Below are 18981 nucleotides of genomic sequence, written 5' to 3' on the forward strand. Positions count from 1 at the left end.
AGGTATTTGTTCAATTTTTGGCCATAATTTTTATCGAACGCATGTCGAAATTTTCAAAACAACAACAGCGTGTAACCATTTTTTATGGTATGATAATACGTGAGAATTTACGTTTTAGGAGGAATGAACGTGAAAGAAGATCAAAAATTATACGATATTACCATTATCGGCGGTGGACCTGTCGGCTTGTTTACAGCGTTTTATGGTGGTATGCGTCAAGCGAGCGTCAAAATTATCGAAAGTCTTCCACAACTTGGCGGACAACTTTCCGCACTTTATCCTGAAAAATACATATATGACGTAGCAGGTTTCCCGAAAATTCGCGCACAACAATTGATTGACAACTTGAAAGAACAAATGAGCAAATTTAACCCAACCGTTTGCTTAGAACAGTCTGTTGAAAAATTAGAAAAACTAGAAGATGGTACATTCAAACTAACAACAAATAAAGAAGTTCACTATTCAAAAGCGGTTATCATTACTGCTGGAAACGGTGCATTTCAGCCTCGTCGGTTAGAGCTCGAAAGCGCAGCACAGTACGAAGGTAAAAACTTACATTACTTCGTTGATGATTTAAATAAATTCGCGGGTCAAAATGTGCTCGTATGCGGTGGTGGCGACTCTGCAGTTGACTGGGCACTTATGCTTGAACCGATTGCTAAAAAAGTGACGATCGTACATCGTCGCGATAAATTCCGCGCACATGAGCATAGTGTCGAAAATTTAATGAACTCAGCTGTTGATGTAAAAACGCCGTTCGTTCCTGTCGAATTGATCGGAGATGAAAACGGGATTAAACAAGTCGTTCTAGAAGAAGTAAAAACGAAAACACGCGAAACGATCGACGTTGACGCAGTCATTGTTAACTATGGCTTCATTTCTTCACTCGGTCCGATTAAAGAATGGGGACTTGAAATTGAGAAAAACTCCATTAAAGTAAATTCCAAAATGGAAACAAATATTCCAGGAGTATATGCTGCAGGCGATATTTGCACATACGAAGGAAAAGTGAAATTAATTGCTTGCGGATTTGGTGAAGCACCAACAGCAGTCAACAATGCGAAATCATACATCGATCCAAACGCAAAAGTGCAACCACTTCATTCTACATCAATGTTTGAGTAAGAAAAAGGCCTCCATACAGGGGGCCTTTTAACATTCTTCTGGTGTTCCAGCATGAGTCGCTGTACGGAACGATGAACCGCAGCCACATGAAGCAATAGCGTTCGGATTATGAATCGTAAATCCCCCACCCATCGCTCCTTGTTCATAATCAATCGTCGTTCCTTTTAGTACAAGCGCGCTCTCTTTATCGACTAATATACGTAAACCATCCTTTTCAAACTCATGATCATCTTCACGCTTATGATGATCGAATCCCATCGCATAAGATAAGCCGCTACATCCTCCACCATAGACGCCAACACGGAAATAAGCGTTTTCTTCCCCGCTTTCTTTCATCATCTGCTTCACTTGCTCCACTGCTTTTTCTGTTAACAACACGATTTGTTCCATTCGAATCCTCTCCTTTTTAATAATAGTATACACCTGTACAAATCGTTTCTGCAGCACCGCGCATCAACACATCTCCATTTTCCTCCCATGTAATATATAAATCGCCACCAGCTAAATGCACAACTGTTTCTTCATTTCGCTTCGTTTTTCCGTTTAACACAGAGGCCACAACCGCTGCACACGCCCCTGTTCCACACGCCTGTGTTACACCCGATCCTCGCTCCCACACGCGAAAATGAAGCTCACGGTCGTTCACCACTTCCACAAATTCTACATTAATCCCTTCTGGAAAACGCCCATCTTTTTCCACGATTGGCCCGAGCGTTGTAACTGGTGCTTTCTCGATATGATCAACATAAAACACCGCATGAGGATTCCCCATTGATACACCTGTCATATAATACGTATATCCTTCAAATTCGATTGGTTCGCTAACGACAACATCATTTTCTTTTCCTATCATCGGTATTTCAGCACGAGATAAACGAGGCTTTCCCATGTTTACTTCTACACTATTGACCTTCCCATCTTCAACAAAAACACGAGCTTCGACAAGACCGGATAACGTTTCAATTGTAAACCGTTCCTCTTGAACGATTCCGTGTTCATATACATATTTCGCTACACATCTCAACCCGTTACCACAATTCTTTCCTTCTGATCCATCACTATTAAAAATACGCATTTTCACCGGAGCCACATCGGACGGACAAATTAAAATAAGCCCATCTGAACCAACCCCCGTATGCACATTTGACACACGTTTTGCAATATGTGATAGTTCCTCCTCTGCTATATATTCCGTAAACATATTGACATAAATATAACTATTCCCTAGACCGTGCATTTTCGTAAATGAAAAACTTCTCATATTTTCCCTCCGCATTCATGTTTAATAACACTATACATCGTTGAAATAAACGTGACAACTTTTTTACAAATACATAAAAAGTCACAGGCAACATAACAAACATATAGTATAATGTTACTATCAATCATATAAGGCGGGGAACACCATGGATATTTTATATGATCGTAACGTCACGTGTCTCGTTTGTAAACAAACATATACAACGAAAAAAGTTCGTTCACGTTTCATTCGTCCCATTCAGCACGATACTGACTTTTGTTCACATTACGCGAGCGAAGAAGCAAATCCGCTTTTATATTATGTACACGTTTGCCCTCATTGTGGATTTGCAGCAACAGAAGAATTTTCGACATATTTCCCCCCTCGCACGCTTGAGACGATCGAACAACATGTACGCGCCAATTGGCGTGGGAAAAACTACGGTGGAGCTCGAACATTTGCTGAGGCGATTGATACATACAAACTCGGTATTTATTCAGCCACATTGAAAAAAGAAAAACATATTGCACTCGCTGGACTTTATATGCGCCTCGCATGGTTGTATCGTTCAAAACAACAACATGAAGAAGAACAACGATTTATGCGATTAGCGCTCGAGCAATACATCGCTTCTTATGAAGCAGACGATTTTGTTCACACGCATATGTCCGAAGTACGCTTATTGTACTTAATCGGAGAGTTATATCGTAGACTAGGAAAAGAAAAACAAGCAATTATTTACTTTTCACGCGTAATCGCTCGAAAAAAAGAGACGATTGAGCAAGGGATCGTCAACATGGCTTACGACCGTTGGCAAGAAATTCGCGAAGAAAAAAAGGGGGCACAGTAGCCCCCTAAAACATTGGATTTTCTTCAATGTATGCATAAACTCGTTCGACAAGTTGCTCCACATCTTCTGCTGTGACAATATCCCCATTTACCATCGCAAACAACGTGTTGGCGCATTTCCCACAGTACCCTAAACACCCATATTCAATAATATCTAAATTCGGATCTTTCTCCAATTGCTCTAGCACACGTTGTGAACCATTTGCTAAATTACTTATACAAAATTCAACGATCGGCCTTAACACTCTATTCACCTCAATTTTATTATTATAACACTTTCACAAAAAATGATGTAATATTCCCATCAAAAAAACACCTTAATTATTCATGCTTCACGAAAAAATGTTGTTATTTTGTCACAATTTCGCTATACTTTTAGTGGTCGAATTTTATCAAAAGGGGAAAGCTTCCATGAGAAACCTCGTGCTACTTGGCGGCGGATACGGAAATATGCGCATCTTACTCCGCATCCTTCCAAATTTACCAGAACACATTCATGTTACATTAATTGATCGCGTTCCATATCATTGCTTAAAAACAGAATATTATGCTTTGGCTGCTGGAACGATAAGCGACCAGCACATTCGCGTCCCGTTCCCAGAGCACCCTCGCCTGTCTTACGTTTTTGGTGAGGTGAAAAAAATTGATCTCCATCACGAAGTTGTTTACCTTCAAGATGGAACGTGTATTCCGTACGATGACTTAGTCATTGGACTAGGCTGCGAGGATAAATATCACGGTGTACCTGGCGCAGACATTTTTACTTATAGCATTCAAACTATTGATAAAGCAAGAGAAACGTATCAAAAGCTAAGCAACCTTCCACCACATAGCATTGTCGGTGTCGTTGGAGCTGGGCTAAGCGGTGTAGAATTGGCGAGCGAATTAGTTGAAAGCCGTCCAGATTTACACGTAAAACTGTTTGATCGCGGCACACGTATTTTATCTATGTTCCCTGAACGACTAAGTCATTACGTAGAACAATGGTTTCATTCGCATGGTGTTGAGCTTATTCGCCAATCCAACATTACAAAAGTGGAAGAACATACGTTGTACAATCACGATGAAGCCATTCATTGCGATGCGATTGTGTGGACTGCTGGCATTCAACCAAATCGTGTCGTCCGCGAACTCAATGTAGAAAAAGACAACCAAGGACGTGTTGTCCTGACACCTAGACATCATATACCTAATATGGAAAACGTATACGTTGTTGGGGATTGTGCAAGCTTACCGCATGCCCCGAGCGCCCAACTCGCTGAAGGTCAAGCTGAGCAAATCGCTCAAGTATTGCAAAAACGTTGGAAAGGTGAAGAACCGCCGAGCGAATTTCAACCAATTAAATTAAAGGGTGTTTTAGGGTCATTAGGCAAAAAGCATGGATTCGGTCTTGTTGCCGATCGTCCACTAACCGGGCGTGTCCCACGCCTTCTTAAATCAGGCGTTTTATGGATGTACAAGTACCATAATGGATATTAATTCGACGCACCGTTTAAGTCAAATCCATAAGGGCGAATTACTCCGCCCTTTTTTCTATCGCTTCATAAATGTTTTTTAATTTTGGATTCCCTTCATCAACCATTTCTCCATCAATAACAACAACCGGATAAAATAAATCTTCGTCGATTACTTTTTGCGCAAATTGACGCTTTTCATCGTCTTCCGGTGGCGAAAAAATATCAACATAAACGAACTGAAACGCATGATTCGGATATTTTCGTGAAACTGCAGCTTGAATCCATTCATACGTATCTTTTGATGATGGTGCACCGACACAAGAAGGACAAATGATATCCGCCCCATACACACATATTTCGATCATATTCATTCTCTCCTCTGGAAAAAAGTTAAGTAACGTGAATAGATTTTTTTTATCATGATGATTATAATAAAATTAATGAAAGGAGTCGATGAAAATGGCAGATCAAGATATTAAACAACAAGTACAAGAAGTATTAGATAAACTTCGTCCATTTTTACTTCGGGATGGCGGAGATTGTGAGTTAGTCGATGTGGAAGATGGCGTTGTTAAACTTCGCCTTCTCGGTGCATGCGGAAGCTGCCCAAGCTCAACGATTACACTAAAAGCCGGCATTGAGCGCGCATTGCTTGAAGAAGTTCCTGGCGTTGTTGAAGTGGAACAAGTGTTTTAATAAGAAAAGGGTGTCCCAAAAATGATTGGGCACCCTTTTTATTTTTCTAACGCCATCCGATATACACAGCTACCTGTCGTCTCTACTGACAACATCCGAACGTCACTATGGGGAAAGACCACGTCTAACGCATCATATACTTCTTTTCCTCTCCCCTGTTCTGCAAAGCAAAGTACAGTTGGTCCCGCACCACTTAATGCAACACCAAATGCACCACTTCGTTTCGCAATAGTGCGCACATGTGGCAGTTCGGGGACGAGACATTCCCGATACGGTTGATGGAATACATCTGCATCCATCATTTCACCAACAAGCGACCAATTGTGCGTAAGCAATGCGGCTACGAGCACATTACTAATGGCGCTCGCCTCGACTGCCTGCGCACGCGTAAACGCACTCGGAAGAACGGTGCGAGACTTCTTCGTTTCGAGTTCATACGTTGGGATGACAGCAATTAAATCAACAGGTATACGTGGAATGTGCACAACATGTGTACGTTCTTTTAAATGACTACCGATCACTAGCCCTCCATACAAAGAGGCACCAACATTATCAGGATGACCTTCATACACAGTCGCTACGTTCATTTTTTCTTCTTGCGACAAACAAAGACAGCCTAGCTCATTTGCTAACTCAATCGCTGCCACAATGGCTGCAGCACTGCTACCGAGCCCACGAGTAAACGGAATATTGCTTGATACAAATACCCGGCAAGGTGGCAACGTCACACCATACTCGCTCGCTAATTTGCTTGCTACCTGATAAATTAAATTGTTTTCCCCCGTTGGAATACTTTTTACTTCATTTGTTTTCGGTATAAATTCCCACGATTCTGCACGCACGACTTCTAACGTTAAATGTAATGATACAGCTAATCCGATCGAGTCAAATCCAGGCCCGAGGTTTGCTGTGCTTCCCGGCACGACAATCTTTAACATCTCTCCATCATTCATTGAAGAACAGCTCCTTGAATGTGCGCAAACACCGCTTCCTCATCATTTGGCAAGACGATCGGCCGAATATTCATCGCTTCCATCGCTACATTCGGATCTTTTAACCCATTCCCTGTAAGCACAGCAACAACGCGGCTTCCTTTTGCAATTTCTCCGCTCTCTACTTGTTTCATCACACCCGCAATGGATGCGCACGAAGCAGGTTCTGCAAATATTCCTTCTTCACGCGCAAGTAAACGATATGCATTTAAAATTTGTTCGTCTGTCACCTCATCGATTTTTCCACCTGATTCATTCGCCGCTTGAACAGCATATTCCCAACTTGCTGGGTTGCCAATTCGAATGGCTGTCGCAATCGTTTCAGGGTCTTCGATCACTTGATTACGCACAATCGCTGCCGCACCTTCCGCTTCAAATCCGCGCATTTCCGGTAATTTCGTACCATGCGTTTCATGAAATTGCTTAAACCCTTTCCAATATGCTGTTATATTCCCTGCGTTTCCTACTGGAATCGCAAGAATATCAGGCGCTTGCCCTAGTTGTTCACAAATTTCAAACGCTGCTGTTTTTTGCCCTTCAATCCGATACGGATTGACCGAATTGACAAGCGTGACAGGGGCAATCTCACTCAAACGACGCACCATTTTTAACGCGTGATCGAAGTTTCCTTGAATCGCAACAATTTCTGCCCCATACATGACCGCTTGCGCCAACTTCCCGAGCGCAATTTTCCCATCAGGAATAACGATAATACAACGCATATTCGCCCTCGCAGCATATGCTGCGGCCGCAGCAGACGTGTTACCTGTTGAAGCGCAAATAATCGTATCGCTTCCTTCTTCCTTTGCCTTTGCTACAGCCATCACCATTCCGCGATCTTTAAACGATCCTGTCGGGTTAGTTCCTTCTGTTTTGACGTATAATTCTACACCGAGCCTTTCAGATAAATGAATAAGCGGGATAAGCGGCGTATTTCCTTCATTTAACGATAACATCGGCGTCCGATCTGTCACCGGCAAATAGTCACGATAATGATGTAATAACCCTTTCCACATTACAGCGCACCTTCCCCTTCTACACGATACGAACTTTTCACTTCTTCAACCACTTCTAAATCACGCAACTGTTGCAATACATCGCGATAATCTTTTAAAGAGGCTTGATGTGTAACGAGCACAATTTCAGCTAAGTCTTTTTGCTTTAGAGGAAGCTGTAAAATTTTCTCGAAGCTCACTCCCCGTTCTGAAAAGAGCGATGTAATTTTCGCAAACGCCCCAACTTGATCTTTCACATGGATGCGTAAGAAATATTTAGAGTATATTTCGCTATCGTCTTTTAAACACTTGTCATATTGCGGAGTGACCGCACTTCTTCCGTTCACACCGAGGCGCATATTTTTCATAACAGCAACTAAATCGGACACAACAGACGTTGCTGTCGGCAAGCTTCCTGCCCCCGGACCGTAAAACATCGTCTCTCCGACTGCTTCACCGTAAACGTAAACCGCATTATATTCATCGTTCACAGACGCAAGAGGATGCGTTTCAGGTAGCAATGTTGGTTGCACACTTACTTCTACTTTGTCACCATCTCGATGAGCAATACCAATTAATTTCATCGTATAACCGAGTCGTTTACTGTAGTTCAAGTCTTCCTCTGTAATCCCTGTAATTCCTTTCACATACACATCTTGTAAATCGATATGCATCGAAAAGCCGAGCCGAGCTAAAATTGCCATTTTCCGTGCCGCATCTAATCCTTCCACATCTGATGTCGGATCTGCCTCAGCATATCCAAGCGCTTGCGCCTCCGCCAATACTTCTTCATATGGTCGGTTGAATTTGCTCATTTTTGTTAAAATGTAATTCGTCGTTCCGTTCACAATCCCCATCATTTTCGTAATTCGATCGGAAGCTAATCCGTCCACGAGACTGCGCAAAATCGGAATACCTCCAGCTACGCTCGCCTCATAAAACAAGTCGCAACCGTGTTCAGATGCAACCGAAAGCAACTCTGTTCCATATAAAGCCATTAAATCTTTATTCGCTGTAACGACATGCTTTCCATTTTTTAATGCTTGTAATATATGTTGTCGCGTTTCTTCAATGCCCCCCATCACTTCAATAACAACATCAATGTCCGGGTCATTAATCACTTCTTCTACATGTGTTGTTAATACTGCCTCTGGCAAAATGACATCTCGTTTTTTGCTAAGATCACGAACTGCAACCTTTTTTATTTCAACAGGACAGCCAATTTGATGCATTAATTTATCTTGATGATTTTTAATAATTTTAACTACCCCACTGCCAACCGTTCCTAATCCTAACAATCCAACGGATACGCTTTTTACCATCTTCCCCACCTCTGTTTTTCTGTAATGAACATTTGTTTTTATATAGTAGACATTATAGAGGATCTCTATTTCTTTTACAATCCTTATTTTCATTATCGTACCACATGAAAACGTTTTATGTTTAAAAATTTTCTAAAAAAAAACAAAAAAGAGCCTATTGGCTCTGTACGGCTGTATAAGGTTTCCTCCCTTCTAAGACAGCGATGACGTTTCGACAGCATAACTGCATCATCGCATATCGCGTCTCTTTCGTTGCGCTTCCGATGTGTGGTAACGCAACAACGTTTGGCAATTGTAAGAGCGGATGATCCGAATGAATAGGTTCTTCCACAAACACATCTAACCCTGCACCAGCAATTTGTCCATCGATTAATGCATCATACAACGCTTTTTCATCCACAACCGCTCCACGTCCGACATTAATAAAGATCGCTGATGATTTCATTTTCATAAATGCCCTACTGTTAAACAATTGATACGTTTCGTTCGTTAACGGAGCTAAACAGACGACAAAGTCTGCTTGTTCTAGCAATTCATCAAACGAACAATACGTCGCACCGAGCGTTCGTTCAGCTTCCATATTTCTTGAGCGATTATAATATAACACGCGCATATGAAATCCTTTCGCCCGATGTGCCACCGCTTGACCAATTTTACCCATTCCGACAATCCCAATTGTTTTATGGTGAACATCTGTCCCTGCAAGTAAAAGCGGACCCCAGCTCTTCCATTTCCCCTCTTTGACAAACTCTGCTGCTTCAATAATTCTTCTTGCTGTGGCTAATAACAAAGCAAATGTTAAATCCGCCGTTGTTTCTGTCAACACATCAGGGGTGTTACAAACGATGACACCTCGTTTTGCCGCCGCCTCAATATCAATATTGTCATACCCAACCGCTACGTTCGCAACAATGCGAAGTTTTGGGCTTTGTCTCAACAACTCATCATCTATGTGATCAGATAACATCGTGATAAGCGCCTCCGCTTGCTTTGCTTCTTTGAACAACACATCGCGCGGTACGGCAAGATGCTCATGCGGCCACATGTTTACATCATATTTGTCGTATAACGGAGCAACAATATCGTCCGGTAGTTTTCTTGTAATAAATACATATGGTCTCCCCATATTTTTGACCCCTTTCGCACATCGTCCTCCGCTTCATTGTAACATATTTATAGCCAATCAAGACGAGGAATGGAAACAGTAGTCATGTCATGAAAATGGCGAAGCTTTTGTTCATATATATCGATCTCTTCAAACACTTTGCGTAATTGCTGCTCATATCCTTGTCTGATGTCTCCTTCAGCTCCGTAATATTTTTCAATCGCTTGAAAATAATGAAGCGGAAAGAGCAAACGAGCATAAATCATTCGCCAAAAAAACTGGCTAAGCGGTTGCACCTGTTCGTACGTTCGTAAAAAAAGGACAATCGTTTCGTCTGATTGTTTCATAAGCCATTGCTTTCGTATCCATTCGGAAACATCGCGACTTGCATGATCAAACACCCAATCCGTCGGTATTTTCCCCATTGCCCATGTTTCAGGAGCAAATTGCTCATGACAAATCGTCGGCAGATCACTACGCAACGGAACTTCATCTAACTGCGTATCCATAACATACTGAATCGCATTTTCAACCAATCCTATATAATACGGAAACGTTTCAATAAACTGTTCGTCTATTTTACTCTTTTCATAAGATCTCACTTGCAATTGCCAAAATTGTTCTAATTGATCAATCCGTTGCCCCCATAGTTCTCCCCATTGCCCAAATCGACTACGCGATGAAACCGCATACGGATATGTGCGTCCACGCTGGTGAAATAATGCGAGCTGGTGTGCAATATCACCCGTTTGCATCCGATTTTCAATTTTCCATACACTCACTTGTTTCCCTTGCAGTACACCAACAAACCGCCCCGTTTTCGTTGGTAGCAACGTGGCGATCGTGTCGTCACCTTGTGTTCGCATATACATCGCCATGTAGTATAACTGCTGTATGTCGCTTTCTTTCTCATTCGTCGGCACCGCAATATATATGTCATTTCCACTTCGAACAAGAAAACGATCATTTTTTGTTTCCATATGATCGATACGAAAATAATAATCCATGCACATCCCTCCTTTCTTTCATGTATATGTTTAAAAAATACGTATAAACTTCATATGAGAGAGGAAATGAACGCACGTTTCATAAAAAACACACATACATTGTAAAAAATAAAAAATGAAATAGGTGAAGTTGAATGGAGGAAAAAAAAATAGGAAAAATGGAGCAAATCGCACGACAGTGGCTCGCAGATCGCGGAGTAACAATCGAACATATCGCTGAACTCGTTTATTATTTACAATCGAAATACCATCCGAACTTACAAATGGACGAGTGTATTTATAACGTGAATCGAGTTATTGCAAAACGCGAAGTGCAAAATGCATTATTTACAGGCATCCAGCTCGATATGTTGGCAGAGAAAGGATTACTACAGGAGCCACTTCAATCATTTATCGCAAAAGATGAAGGATTATATGGGGTAGATGAAATTTTAGCGCTTTCGATCGTCAATGTGTATGGTTCCATTGGTTTTACGAATTACGGTTATATTGACAAACAAAAACCAGGTATTTTAAAACAATTAAATGATAAATCTTCTGGTTACTGTCATACATTTTTAGATGATATCGTTGGGGCGATTGCCGCTGCCGCTTCAAGCCGTTTAGCACATCGCGCCGCCCACGTGGAATAAGTAGAAAAGGTGCCTCAATCGGCACCTTTTTATATGCGGTCGATCCATTCTTTCAACGAATCAACGACATACGTTGGTTGTCGGTCATACGTTGGTAACATTTCTTTCGTCGTCACGCCTGTATGAACGAGAAGTGTATCGATCCCCGCATTCATTCCCGCCATAATATCCGTATCGTAGTTATCCCCGATCATTAACGTTTCTTCTTTCGGCACACCGAGCACTTCCAGCGCTTGTTCCATAATGATTTTTTCTGGTTTTCCAATAAAAATCGGCTTCGTCTGTGTCGATACAGCGACGACCGATGTAAGCGAACCGTTTCCAGGCAAAAGTCCACGCTCCGTCGGAATCGCAATGTCTCCATTTGTCGAAACAAACATCGCTCCATTGCGGACAGCTAAGCAAGCAATCGCTAATTTTTCATAGTTAATGCTACGGTCAATACCCATCACAACAACTTCTGCGTCTTCATTCGCAAATGTAAACCCTTTTTCTTCAAGCGCTCGACGGATGCCGTCTTCTCCGATGACATAAACAGAAGCATTTGGTTTTTTTTCATAAATATAATTTGCTGTTGCTTGACTTGTTGTAAATACTTGTTCTTTCGTTGCAGGGATGCCAAATTTCCGAAGCTTTTCAGCCACTTGTTCTGGCGTGCGGGAAGAGTTATTTGTTACAAATAAGTATGGAATACCTTTTTCATAAAGACGATGCACAAAAGCACATGCCTCTTCAATTCGTTCTGTCCCGCGATACATCGTACCGTCTAAATCAATTAAATACCCTTTATATGTTTTCACTTTTGCCACTCCTTTTGACAACTTGCACGTTCACACTTTAACGCAAAACAACTATACTTGTCAAAAAGAGAGTAGCGAATGTCAACGATTGTTCATTTTTTTCGCTTAATATGGTAACGACACGCATCATCTCCATCAGCTAAACACGTCTTTGGCACAATCTCCGCCTCGTGAATGAGCGTTTCAAACAAATTGCGCTCGCACTCGCAAGCAATCGGATACGCTTGTGCGACCTCTGCAATCGGACAGTTATGTTCCACTAACTCGAATGAACCATCGTCGTATTGTAACAACTCGGACATATATCCATGCTCATTTTGTACTGCCACAAGTTCTTTTATTTTTTCATCAAACGATTTATCTCCAAATTGTTGTTCGTATAGTTTTCTCATCCGCTCTTGCCGATTTTGGAACAACTCTGCTACGATTTGTTTTCCGCCCATTTGTTCTAAATCAGCTAAAAAATCAAGCATTGTTTGTTGATAATGGCGCGGAAACCGTTGATGTCCTTTTACGCTCAGTTGATACACGTTTGTCGGTCTCCCCATCGGCTGACGAACAAGCGTCGATTCAATCAGTTCTTCGCGCTCTAAAGCACTTAAATGACGGCGAACAGCCATTTCTGTAATTTGTAATTGTTCCGCCATTTCACCAACTGTTAACCGTTTTTGTAATTTTAACATTTTTAAAATTTGCTCTTTTGTGGAAGAGGTTTTTTTTCGCATCATGTTTCACCCTCTTCCATTTTATACGATTTTCCCTATACACACAATTTTTAAACATTTTCATTTAAAAAGGCGGACACAGGCCCGAGTTCATTGTGTAAATACGTGCGAACAGCAAGTGGAAATGACTCGAGTACTTGTTTATGTTTCTGCAATACTTCAAGCAATTCGTCATGCGGCACCGCGATGTATTGCTGAACGAGCTTTTTACGAAAATGAATGACTCGTTTTAATGCTTCTCCATCTTCAACTGACAAGACACGTTCATCAACTAAAATGTCAATAATGTCCTCATAACTTCCCGGGTCGCGCATAATAAAACCGTCAATCATTGCGTTGCCAACATCAATAATCGATTCAATAATAACATGCCCTATACGTTCAAGCGCCAATTTCTCGACCGGTGTATGAAACGATGGTTGTATATAAGAAACGACTTCCTCCATATATTGCAATGTCTTCTCAATTTTTTGACGATCAACAAAATACATCATTCCTCTTCCTTTCTGCTTTTTATTTTATTGTAGCATAGCGCTTTCTTTTACACAGCTAACAGAAATTTGTTAAGATGAAGAAGCAACTACATATGTTATGGAGGGATTGAACATGGAACGTTTTTTCTTATACGATGATACAGTCGACACAAAAACACGTTTTGTCAGCTTCGTTGGTAAAAATGAGCGATTTGATTTAGCGATCGTCCAAACGAACCGTTTTTATGGAAAAGTGCTTGTGCTTGATTTACAAAGTAACCGATATGCAATTATCGGCCCAGATGACTTGCAAGAATCTGGATATATTGAGCACGTATACAACTTAAACGAAGAAGATGCAAATGAGTTGCGAAGCTTCTTACATGAAATTGTCGGTTAAGTGGCACGCTATGTAAAAAAACGAAAGGAAGAGCGTGACATGACCGATGAAACATATCATGATTTCTCAACGGTAGAAGCAAGGAGAAATTTTCTCGTTCCAGAAACATTGCCTGAAGGTCCATATGGTGCGCCACGTGGTGAACATGAACCAGTACAAAACAAAAGTACGCCATGGCAGAAAGGACAGCGATATTACAGCGCATTTAATTATGAATACAAATCACTACATCAAGACATTCCGCGTCAAGATCCAGGTGCACATCCCGTTCACGATGACCCAAATAAAAATGGACAACAGCCATATTCATGAAAAAATAGGTCAGCTCGTCTGACCTATTTTTTCACTTTACGCAACACAAAGTATGCACAACCAAAATTGCAATATTCAAATAAATATTCCGATAATGTACTAATTTTCGTATCATATGTCGCTTTTTGATTGTGATCATCAAAAAACCCACGCAAACGAAGTTGGTTATATCCCCAATCGCCAACAATGTAGTCATATTTATTTAAAATGTCTGTGTAGCGGGCACGAAACGCTTCTTCATTGAACCCATTGCGCACATTTTCAACAAGCTCATAACATATATTATGAACGCAAATCATCGTTCTCACCTCTTCTTTCCATTTCTATCATAAAACATGTCTTTCTCCCAAGCAATCACCATTATGATCCTTTCCATAAAACGAATAATAAAAAAGAAGGGGGGAGTTCATTTGCGGAATACGTGGCTTATAACAGGAATCAGCGTTATCTCTTTATTCTCTGGCTGTGCTCAAATGAACGAATCGACATCTTTGTATGAAAAAAGCGGAACAACCATTAATGTTCGTTCACGAAACGATTTATATAACGAACATGGTGTGCGAAATGGGATGGATTCGCGTTTAACAAACTTCGGTTACGTTCGTCATCAGAAAAGTCCGATTCCAGGAGACACGACACAATATGCAAACATTCCTGTGTTAAATCGTGAAAATGTTGCTGATTTAATCAGTAAGTTATGTACACAACTTCCGAACGTTTATGACGTTGGAACACTCGTCACAGATGATACCGTCTTTGTTGTTTACAAAACGGACAGCACAAATCGCTTTGAAACGGCCGATCAAGTAAAGAAAACGGCTATCTCCGTCGTACCGCGCTATTATCACGTGTACGTTTCGGACAACCCACGCATGTTCCAAGACATTGAGCGGTTCGGCCGTTTAGACGCAAATAGTCAAAATGTTGATCAAATTTTACAACAAACCATTAACGACATGCTGAAATCGCCACAAGGGAGAAAAATAAGTAGCGGTGAAAACGAAAATGGTGTACAACGAGAAGAAATGAATATGATGCAATAAATAAAAAGGATGTCCCGCCTACATGAAAGGGGGCATCCTTTTTCATTTATTTACTCATTCGCTTTTGCCGATTGTACTTGTTCATCTGCATGATAAGAAGAACGAACGAGCGGACCAGATTCACAATGACTAAATCCTTTCGCTAACGCAATTTCTTTTAATTCCATAAACTCATGTGGATGGTAATATTTTTCTACTTTTAAATGCTTTTTTGTCGGCTGTAAATATTGTCCAATTGTTAAAATATTCACTCCGACTGCACGTAAATCGTCCATTGTCTCTAAAATTTCTTCCTTCGTTTCACCAAGACCGACCATTAAGCTTGATTTTGTTGGAATATCCGGTTGCATTTCTTTTGCACGACGCAAAAATTCGAGTGAACGTTCATATGTGGCACGTGCACGAACGCGCGGAGTGAGACGACGAACGGTTTCGATATTATGATTTAAAATATCCGGACGAGCGTCCATTAACGCTTTTAAGTTTTCATATACTCCGCCCATATCAGACGGCAATACTTCAATCGTCGTTAACGGATTTTTACGTCGAATGGCGCGTACCGTTTCGGCAAATACCGCAGCCCCACCATCTTTTAAATCATCGCGCGCTACAGCTGTCACAACGACATGTTTTAAATTCATTAAACGAACCGATTCAGCGACACGTTCCGGCTCTTGCCAATCTAATTCCGTTGGCAAACCTGTTTTCACAGCGCAAAAACGGCAAGCGCGCGTACATACATCGCCTAAAATCATAAACGTCGCCGTTCGGCGAACCGCCCAACATTCATGAATGTTTGGACAACGCGCTTCTTCGCATACGGTATGCAATTGTTTTTCGCGCATCATTTTTTTTAAGCCTGTATAGTGTTCATTCGTATTTAACTTTATTTTTAACCATTCCGGTTTGCGAAGGTGTTGTTCTTTTGTTGACATCTTTTTCACGCTCCACTCGTTAATGTACATTACCCATTATACGAGTTATTGACTTATAATACAAAACAGTTTGTTTTTCCAACATTTTTTATTTATGAAAACAGCTGATTACCCCAAACTAATGATATGAACATCGGTGAAAGGAGAAAAAGTGCGTGAAAACATTATGGTGCATCATCCTTCTTCTTTTCATTCCGCTACAATCATTCGCTGCTGCACCAAATGACTTGTATGATCAACGAATGGAACTATATAAAAAGGCAGAGGGAATTTCGCTCATTCCATGGTACTATTTTGCAGCTGTTGATCAATATGAACGGAGCATTCGCCAAGCGCGTCGCGATTTGCCAAAACAAATAGGAGTGATTGGCATCTACATTCCTCCTGAGCGATGGGCGGGACCACTCAATAAAAATCAGGAAGATCAAAATCCGTTTACCATTAGCCAATTCGGCGGCATCGGTATAGACGGAAACGGCGACGGCATCGCAGACCGAACAAACGATGAAGACGTATTATTTGCATTCGCTCGCTTTTTACGGTCATATGGCACAGATCATACACATATTAAAATGGCGCTATGGGATTACTACGAACGAAGCAAAACCGTCGATATTATTTTAGGGAAAGTGAAGCTATATAAACATTTCGGAACAATACAACTTGATCAATATGCCTTCCCGATTCCGCGACGATTTGAATATAGTTACCGTAGTACATGGGGAGATGCACGCGGCTGGGGCGGACGACGTATTCATGAAGGAACAGACATTTTTGCCCATTATGGTACACCGGTTCGCTCAACATGTTACGGGATCGTTGAATTAAAAGGATGGAACAAATATGGAGGATGGCGTATCGGTATTCGAGATATAAACAACACGTATCATTACTTTGCACACTTAAACGGATTTGCTAACGGTTTAGAAGAAGGAACAATTGTGGAGCCTGGTATGTTAATTGGATCCGTTGGCAGCTCTGGATACGGGCCGCCTGGAACATCAGGCAAATTTCCACCGCACCTTCATTACGGCATGTACAAAGATAACGGCTATACAGAATGGTCGTTTGATCCATATCCTTACTTAAAACAATGGGAACGACAAGAACGCACGAAAAAAAGATGAGGCTTCTCGCCCCATCTTTTTTACGGTTGACGATTTTTCTTTACCGCATGAGCAACGCTCGCTGCAAAGCCTCCCCAAATAATAATCATACCAACAATCATCATAATGAGTGCACTTGTTTCCATCAGCTCGAAACCTCCTTATCCGTTGGAACAGAAAGTACGCCGTCTTTCCAACGTTTTACTGAAAGAACAAAACCGAGAACGATAACGAGCGCCGCAATCATCCATCCATACTTCACAACAAATAGTGTATCGTATCCACCATAATTTTCTTTCAAGTTCGTTTTAATGCTATCAAACATCATATAACCTAATACGATTGGTGTAACGACAGAGAGCGAAACTTTCCACCACGCGCCAACCATAATATCTGATACGCTGTTTGCATGCGTTTGAAGCGCGTTCAGTTCTTTTAATACCCAAGCGATTGTAACTACCTCAACTAAACCAACAAGCGCAACGCCAAAGTTGTTGATGAAGTAGTCGACGACATCTAAGAAATATAATCCACCGTTCGAAGCAAATACGAGCGCGATGAGCGCAGCGACTCCACCACCGCCAAGAACCGCTTTTGTGCGTGATATACCGAATTTTTCTTGAACTGCTGAAACGTACGTCTCTGAAATAGAAATAAGCGATGTAAGTCCTGCTAACGTTAATGAAAGGAAAAATAACACGCCGAAAAGCTCATTAAACGCAGGAAACTGATTAATGATTTGCGGGAAGACAACGAACGCTAATCCAACGCCACCCTTAACGACTTCGCTTACTTCTACACCTTGTTGTTGTGCTAAAAAGCCGAGGACGCTAAATACGCCAATACCAGCTAATAGTTCGAACCCAGAGTTTGCAAAACCTGTAATAAATGCGTTATTTGTAATATCCGATTTTTTTGGTAAATAACTCGAATAAGTAATCATAATAGCGAACGCAATCGATAAGCTAAAGAAAATTTGGCTATATGCAGCAAGCCATACTTTTCCGTTCATAATTTGATCCCAATTTGGTTTAAAAAAGGCATTTAATCCTTCAACCGCTCCATCTAACGTCACTGCACGAATGACGATGATGAAGAAAAGAACAACGAGTGTTGGTAAGAAAATTTTATTTGCTACTTCAATTCCTTTACGAACTCCTTTATATAAAACCGCCAAGTTAATAATCCAAACAAGAAGAAGTGGAATAAGGACAGCTGGGACTAAACTGCCGAACGTCCCCGGTGTTTCCGCTAGTTTCAAATACTCACCGAATAAGAAGCCTCCTGTATCTTCTCCCCACTTCGATGTAAAAGCGAAATACGTGTAAGACATCGCCCAAGCAATAACGACGGAGTAATACGTCGAAATAACGAATGAAATGAGTACTTGCCACCAACCAATCCATTCCGTTCCTTTGCTTAGACGAGCGAACGTTAATGGCGCTGAACCACGATACTTATGTCCGAGCGTAAATTCCAATATAAGAATTGGAATCCCTGCTGTTAATAAAGCGAATAAATACGGAAAGAAAAACGCCCCTCCCCCATTTTCATATGCGACAGCCGGAAATCTCCAAATGTTTCCCAATCCAATTGCCGAGCCAGCTGCGGCTAAAATAAAACCAGCACGCGTGCCCCATTGTTGACGATTTTCCATAGTATAATACCCTCCTTAGTCAGTTTCAATCTTTGTAATATGGAAACGTAGAAAAAATGCAAGCACCCCCTTATTCGATTATTTTAATTTTTCAGACTTTTTTTTCATTT

General features: G+C 41.2%; 25 protein-coding genes. 9 read left to right on the forward strand and 16 right to left on the reverse strand.

Translation table 11 applies throughout. The features are described from left to right. Positions 1-129: 129 nt before the first annotated feature. Complete coding sequence (locus ASC42_RS08740) at positions 130-1125, forward strand: NAD(P)/FAD-dependent oxidoreductase (RefSeq protein ID WP_055441433.1); 996 nt, start codon at positions 130-132, stop codon at positions 1123-1125. A 27-nt stretch (positions 1126-1152) separates the two neighbouring features. Here the strand turns inward: ASC42_RS08740 and ASC42_RS08745 are convergent, their stop codons facing one another. Both ASC42_RS08745 and dapF read right to left on the reverse strand, forming a co-directional pair. Beyond that, positions 1153-1515 (reverse strand): HesB/IscA family protein, encoded by a 363-nt coding sequence (locus ASC42_RS08745; protein WP_032101105.1) that lies wholly within the window; start codon positions 1513-1515, stop codon positions 1153-1155. A 16-nt stretch (positions 1516-1531) separates the two neighbouring features. Continuing rightward, entirely contained in the window at positions 1532-2386 is an 855-nt protein-coding gene (dapF, locus tag ASC42_RS08750) for a diaminopimelate epimerase (RefSeq protein ID WP_055441434.1), read from the reverse strand. Between the two features lie 145 nt (positions 2387-2531). Here dapF and ASC42_RS08755 point away from each other — a divergent pair, with 145 nt between their 5' ends. Further along, the gene (locus ASC42_RS08755) at positions 2532-3215 is read left to right on the forward strand and encodes a DUF2225 domain-containing protein (RefSeq protein ID WP_055441435.1); all 684 of its coding nucleotides are present in this window, start codon (positions 2532-2534) and stop codon (positions 3213-3215) included. Positions 3216-3219: 4 nt separating this feature from the next. On the opposite strand, the gene ASC42_RS08760 is transcribed toward ASC42_RS08755, so the two are convergent. Continuing rightward, the gene (locus ASC42_RS08760) at positions 3220-3459 is read right to left on the reverse strand and encodes a YuzB family protein (protein WP_032101108.1); all 240 of its coding nucleotides are present in this window, start codon (positions 3457-3459) and stop codon (positions 3220-3222) included. A gap of 166 nt (positions 3460-3625) precedes the next feature. On the opposite strand from ASC42_RS08760, the gene ASC42_RS08765 reads away from it, so the two are divergent. After that, a complete protein-coding gene (locus ASC42_RS08765; RefSeq protein WP_055441436.1) occupies positions 3626-4693 on the forward strand; it encodes an NAD(P)/FAD-dependent oxidoreductase in 1068 nt (355 codons plus the stop codon). 37 nt (positions 4694-4730) lie between these two features. Here ASC42_RS08765 and ASC42_RS08770 read toward each other — a convergent pair whose 3' ends face one another. Beyond that, positions 4731-5036, reverse strand: a complete 306-nt coding sequence (locus tag ASC42_RS08770) for a YuzD family protein (RefSeq protein WP_055441437.1) — start codon at positions 5034-5036, stop codon at positions 4731-4733. Positions 5037-5130: 94 nt separating this feature from the next. Here ASC42_RS08770 and ASC42_RS08775 point away from each other — a divergent pair, with 94 nt between their 5' ends. Continuing rightward, positions 5131-5367, forward strand: coding sequence for a NifU family protein (locus ASC42_RS08775; protein ID WP_003398276.1), 237 nt, complete (start codon positions 5131-5133; stop codon positions 5365-5367). A gap of 38 nt (positions 5368-5405) precedes the next feature. Here ASC42_RS08775 and thrB read toward each other — a convergent pair whose 3' ends face one another. From thrB to yutH, 5 genes are all read right to left on the reverse strand, one after another. Beyond that, positions 5406-6320, reverse strand: a complete 915-nt coding sequence (gene thrB, locus ASC42_RS08780; RefSeq protein ID WP_055441438.1) for a homoserine kinase — start codon at positions 6318-6320, stop codon at positions 5406-5408. Then, positions 6317-7375 carry a threonine synthase gene (gene thrC / locus ASC42_RS08785; RefSeq protein ID WP_055441439.1) on the reverse strand — a complete coding sequence of 353 codons (1059 nt, stop codon included), beginning with the start codon at positions 7373-7375 and terminating at the stop codon, positions 6317-6319. Before thrC ends, thrB begins: the two co-directional genes overlap by 4 nt. Then, positions 7375-8676 carry a homoserine dehydrogenase gene (locus tag ASC42_RS08790; protein WP_055441440.1) on the reverse strand — a complete coding sequence of 434 codons (1302 nt, stop codon included), beginning with the start codon at positions 8674-8676 and terminating at the stop codon, positions 7375-7377. Before ASC42_RS08790 ends, thrC begins: the two co-directional genes overlap by 1 nt. A 154-nt stretch (positions 8677-8830) precedes the next feature. After that, complete coding sequence (locus ASC42_RS08795) at positions 8831-9802, reverse strand: 2-hydroxyacid dehydrogenase (protein ID WP_055441441.1); 972 nt, start codon at positions 9800-9802, stop codon at positions 8831-8833. Between the two features lie 47 nt (positions 9803-9849). Continuing rightward, positions 9850-10788 (reverse strand): spore coat putative kinase YutH, encoded by a 939-nt coding sequence (yutH, locus tag ASC42_RS08800; RefSeq protein WP_055441442.1) that lies wholly within the window; start codon positions 10786-10788, stop codon positions 9850-9852. A gap of 134 nt (positions 10789-10922) precedes the next feature. Between yutH and ASC42_RS08805 the strand changes: the two genes are divergently transcribed. Continuing rightward, positions 10923-11420, forward strand: coding sequence for a phosphatidylglycerophosphatase A family protein (locus ASC42_RS08805; protein ID WP_055441443.1), 498 nt, complete (start codon positions 10923-10925; stop codon positions 11418-11420). A 29-nt stretch (positions 11421-11449) separates the two neighbouring features. On the opposite strand, the gene ASC42_RS08810 is transcribed toward ASC42_RS08805, so the two are convergent. From ASC42_RS08810 to ASC42_RS08820, 3 genes are all read right to left on the reverse strand, one after another. Further along, positions 11450-12220, reverse strand: a complete 771-nt coding sequence (locus ASC42_RS08810; protein ID WP_055441444.1) for a TIGR01457 family HAD-type hydrolase — start codon at positions 12218-12220, stop codon at positions 11450-11452. Positions 12221-12312: 92 nt separating this feature from the next. Next, positions 12313-12948, reverse strand: coding sequence for a helix-turn-helix transcriptional regulator (locus ASC42_RS08815; RefSeq protein ID WP_055441445.1), 636 nt, complete (start codon positions 12946-12948; stop codon positions 12313-12315). Positions 12949-12995: 47 nt separating this feature from the next. Further along, entirely contained in the window at positions 12996-13436 is a 441-nt protein-coding gene (locus ASC42_RS08820) for a DUF86 domain-containing protein (RefSeq protein WP_055441446.1), read from the reverse strand. A 115-nt stretch (positions 13437-13551) separates the two neighbouring features. Here ASC42_RS08820 and ASC42_RS08825 point away from each other — a divergent pair, with 115 nt between their 5' ends. Both ASC42_RS08825 and ASC42_RS08830 read left to right on the forward strand, forming a co-directional pair. Then, a complete protein-coding gene (locus tag ASC42_RS08825; RefSeq protein WP_055441447.1) occupies positions 13552-13818 on the forward strand; it encodes a DUF3055 domain-containing protein in 267 nt (88 codons plus the stop codon). A gap of 39 nt (positions 13819-13857) precedes the next feature. Next, the gene (locus ASC42_RS08830) at positions 13858-14130 is read left to right on the forward strand and encodes a hypothetical protein (RefSeq protein ID WP_032101368.1); all 273 of its coding nucleotides are present in this window, start codon (positions 13858-13860) and stop codon (positions 14128-14130) included. Positions 14131-14153: 23 nt separating this feature from the next. Here ASC42_RS08830 and ASC42_RS08835 read toward each other — a convergent pair whose 3' ends face one another. After that, the gene (locus tag ASC42_RS08835) at positions 14154-14429 is read right to left on the reverse strand and encodes a YutD family protein (protein WP_032101121.1); all 276 of its coding nucleotides are present in this window, start codon (positions 14427-14429) and stop codon (positions 14154-14156) included. A gap of 111 nt (positions 14430-14540) precedes the next feature. On the opposite strand from ASC42_RS08835, the gene ASC42_RS08840 reads away from it, so the two are divergent. Then, positions 14541-15173, forward strand: coding sequence for a YhcN/YlaJ family sporulation lipoprotein (locus ASC42_RS08840; protein WP_055441448.1), 633 nt, complete (start codon positions 14541-14543; stop codon positions 15171-15173). A 50-nt stretch (positions 15174-15223) separates the two neighbouring features. Here the strand turns inward: ASC42_RS08840 and lipA are convergent, their stop codons facing one another. Then, positions 15224-16138 (reverse strand): lipoyl synthase, encoded by a 915-nt coding sequence (gene lipA, locus ASC42_RS08845; protein ID WP_342413233.1) that lies wholly within the window; start codon positions 16136-16138, stop codon positions 15224-15226. 125 nt (positions 16139-16263) lie between these two features. On the opposite strand from lipA, the gene ASC42_RS08850 reads away from it, so the two are divergent. Further along, positions 16264-17235: a M23 family metallopeptidase gene (locus ASC42_RS08850; RefSeq protein ID WP_055441449.1), complete on the forward strand. Its 972-nt coding sequence runs from the start codon at positions 16264-16266 to the stop codon at positions 17233-17235. 20 nt (positions 17236-17255) lie between these two features. On the opposite strand, the gene ASC42_RS13725 is transcribed toward ASC42_RS08850, so the two are convergent. Together ASC42_RS13725 and ASC42_RS08855 are read right to left on the reverse strand one after the other, a co-directional pair. Continuing rightward, positions 17256-17360 (reverse strand): methionine/alanine import family NSS transporter small subunit, encoded by a 105-nt coding sequence (locus ASC42_RS13725; protein ID WP_072242705.1) that lies wholly within the window; start codon positions 17358-17360, stop codon positions 17256-17258. Further along, complete coding sequence (locus tag ASC42_RS08855) at positions 17360-18871, reverse strand: sodium-dependent transporter (RefSeq protein WP_055441450.1); 1512 nt, start codon at positions 18869-18871, stop codon at positions 17360-17362. Before ASC42_RS08855 ends, ASC42_RS13725 begins: the two co-directional genes overlap by 1 nt. Between the last annotated feature and the right edge of the window lie 110 nt (positions 18872-18981).

The organism is Anoxybacillus suryakundensis, assembly GCF_001418025.1.
In the GTDB taxonomy this organism is placed as follows: Bacteria; Bacillota; Bacilli; order Bacillales; family Anoxybacillaceae; genus Anoxybacillus; species Anoxybacillus tengchongensis.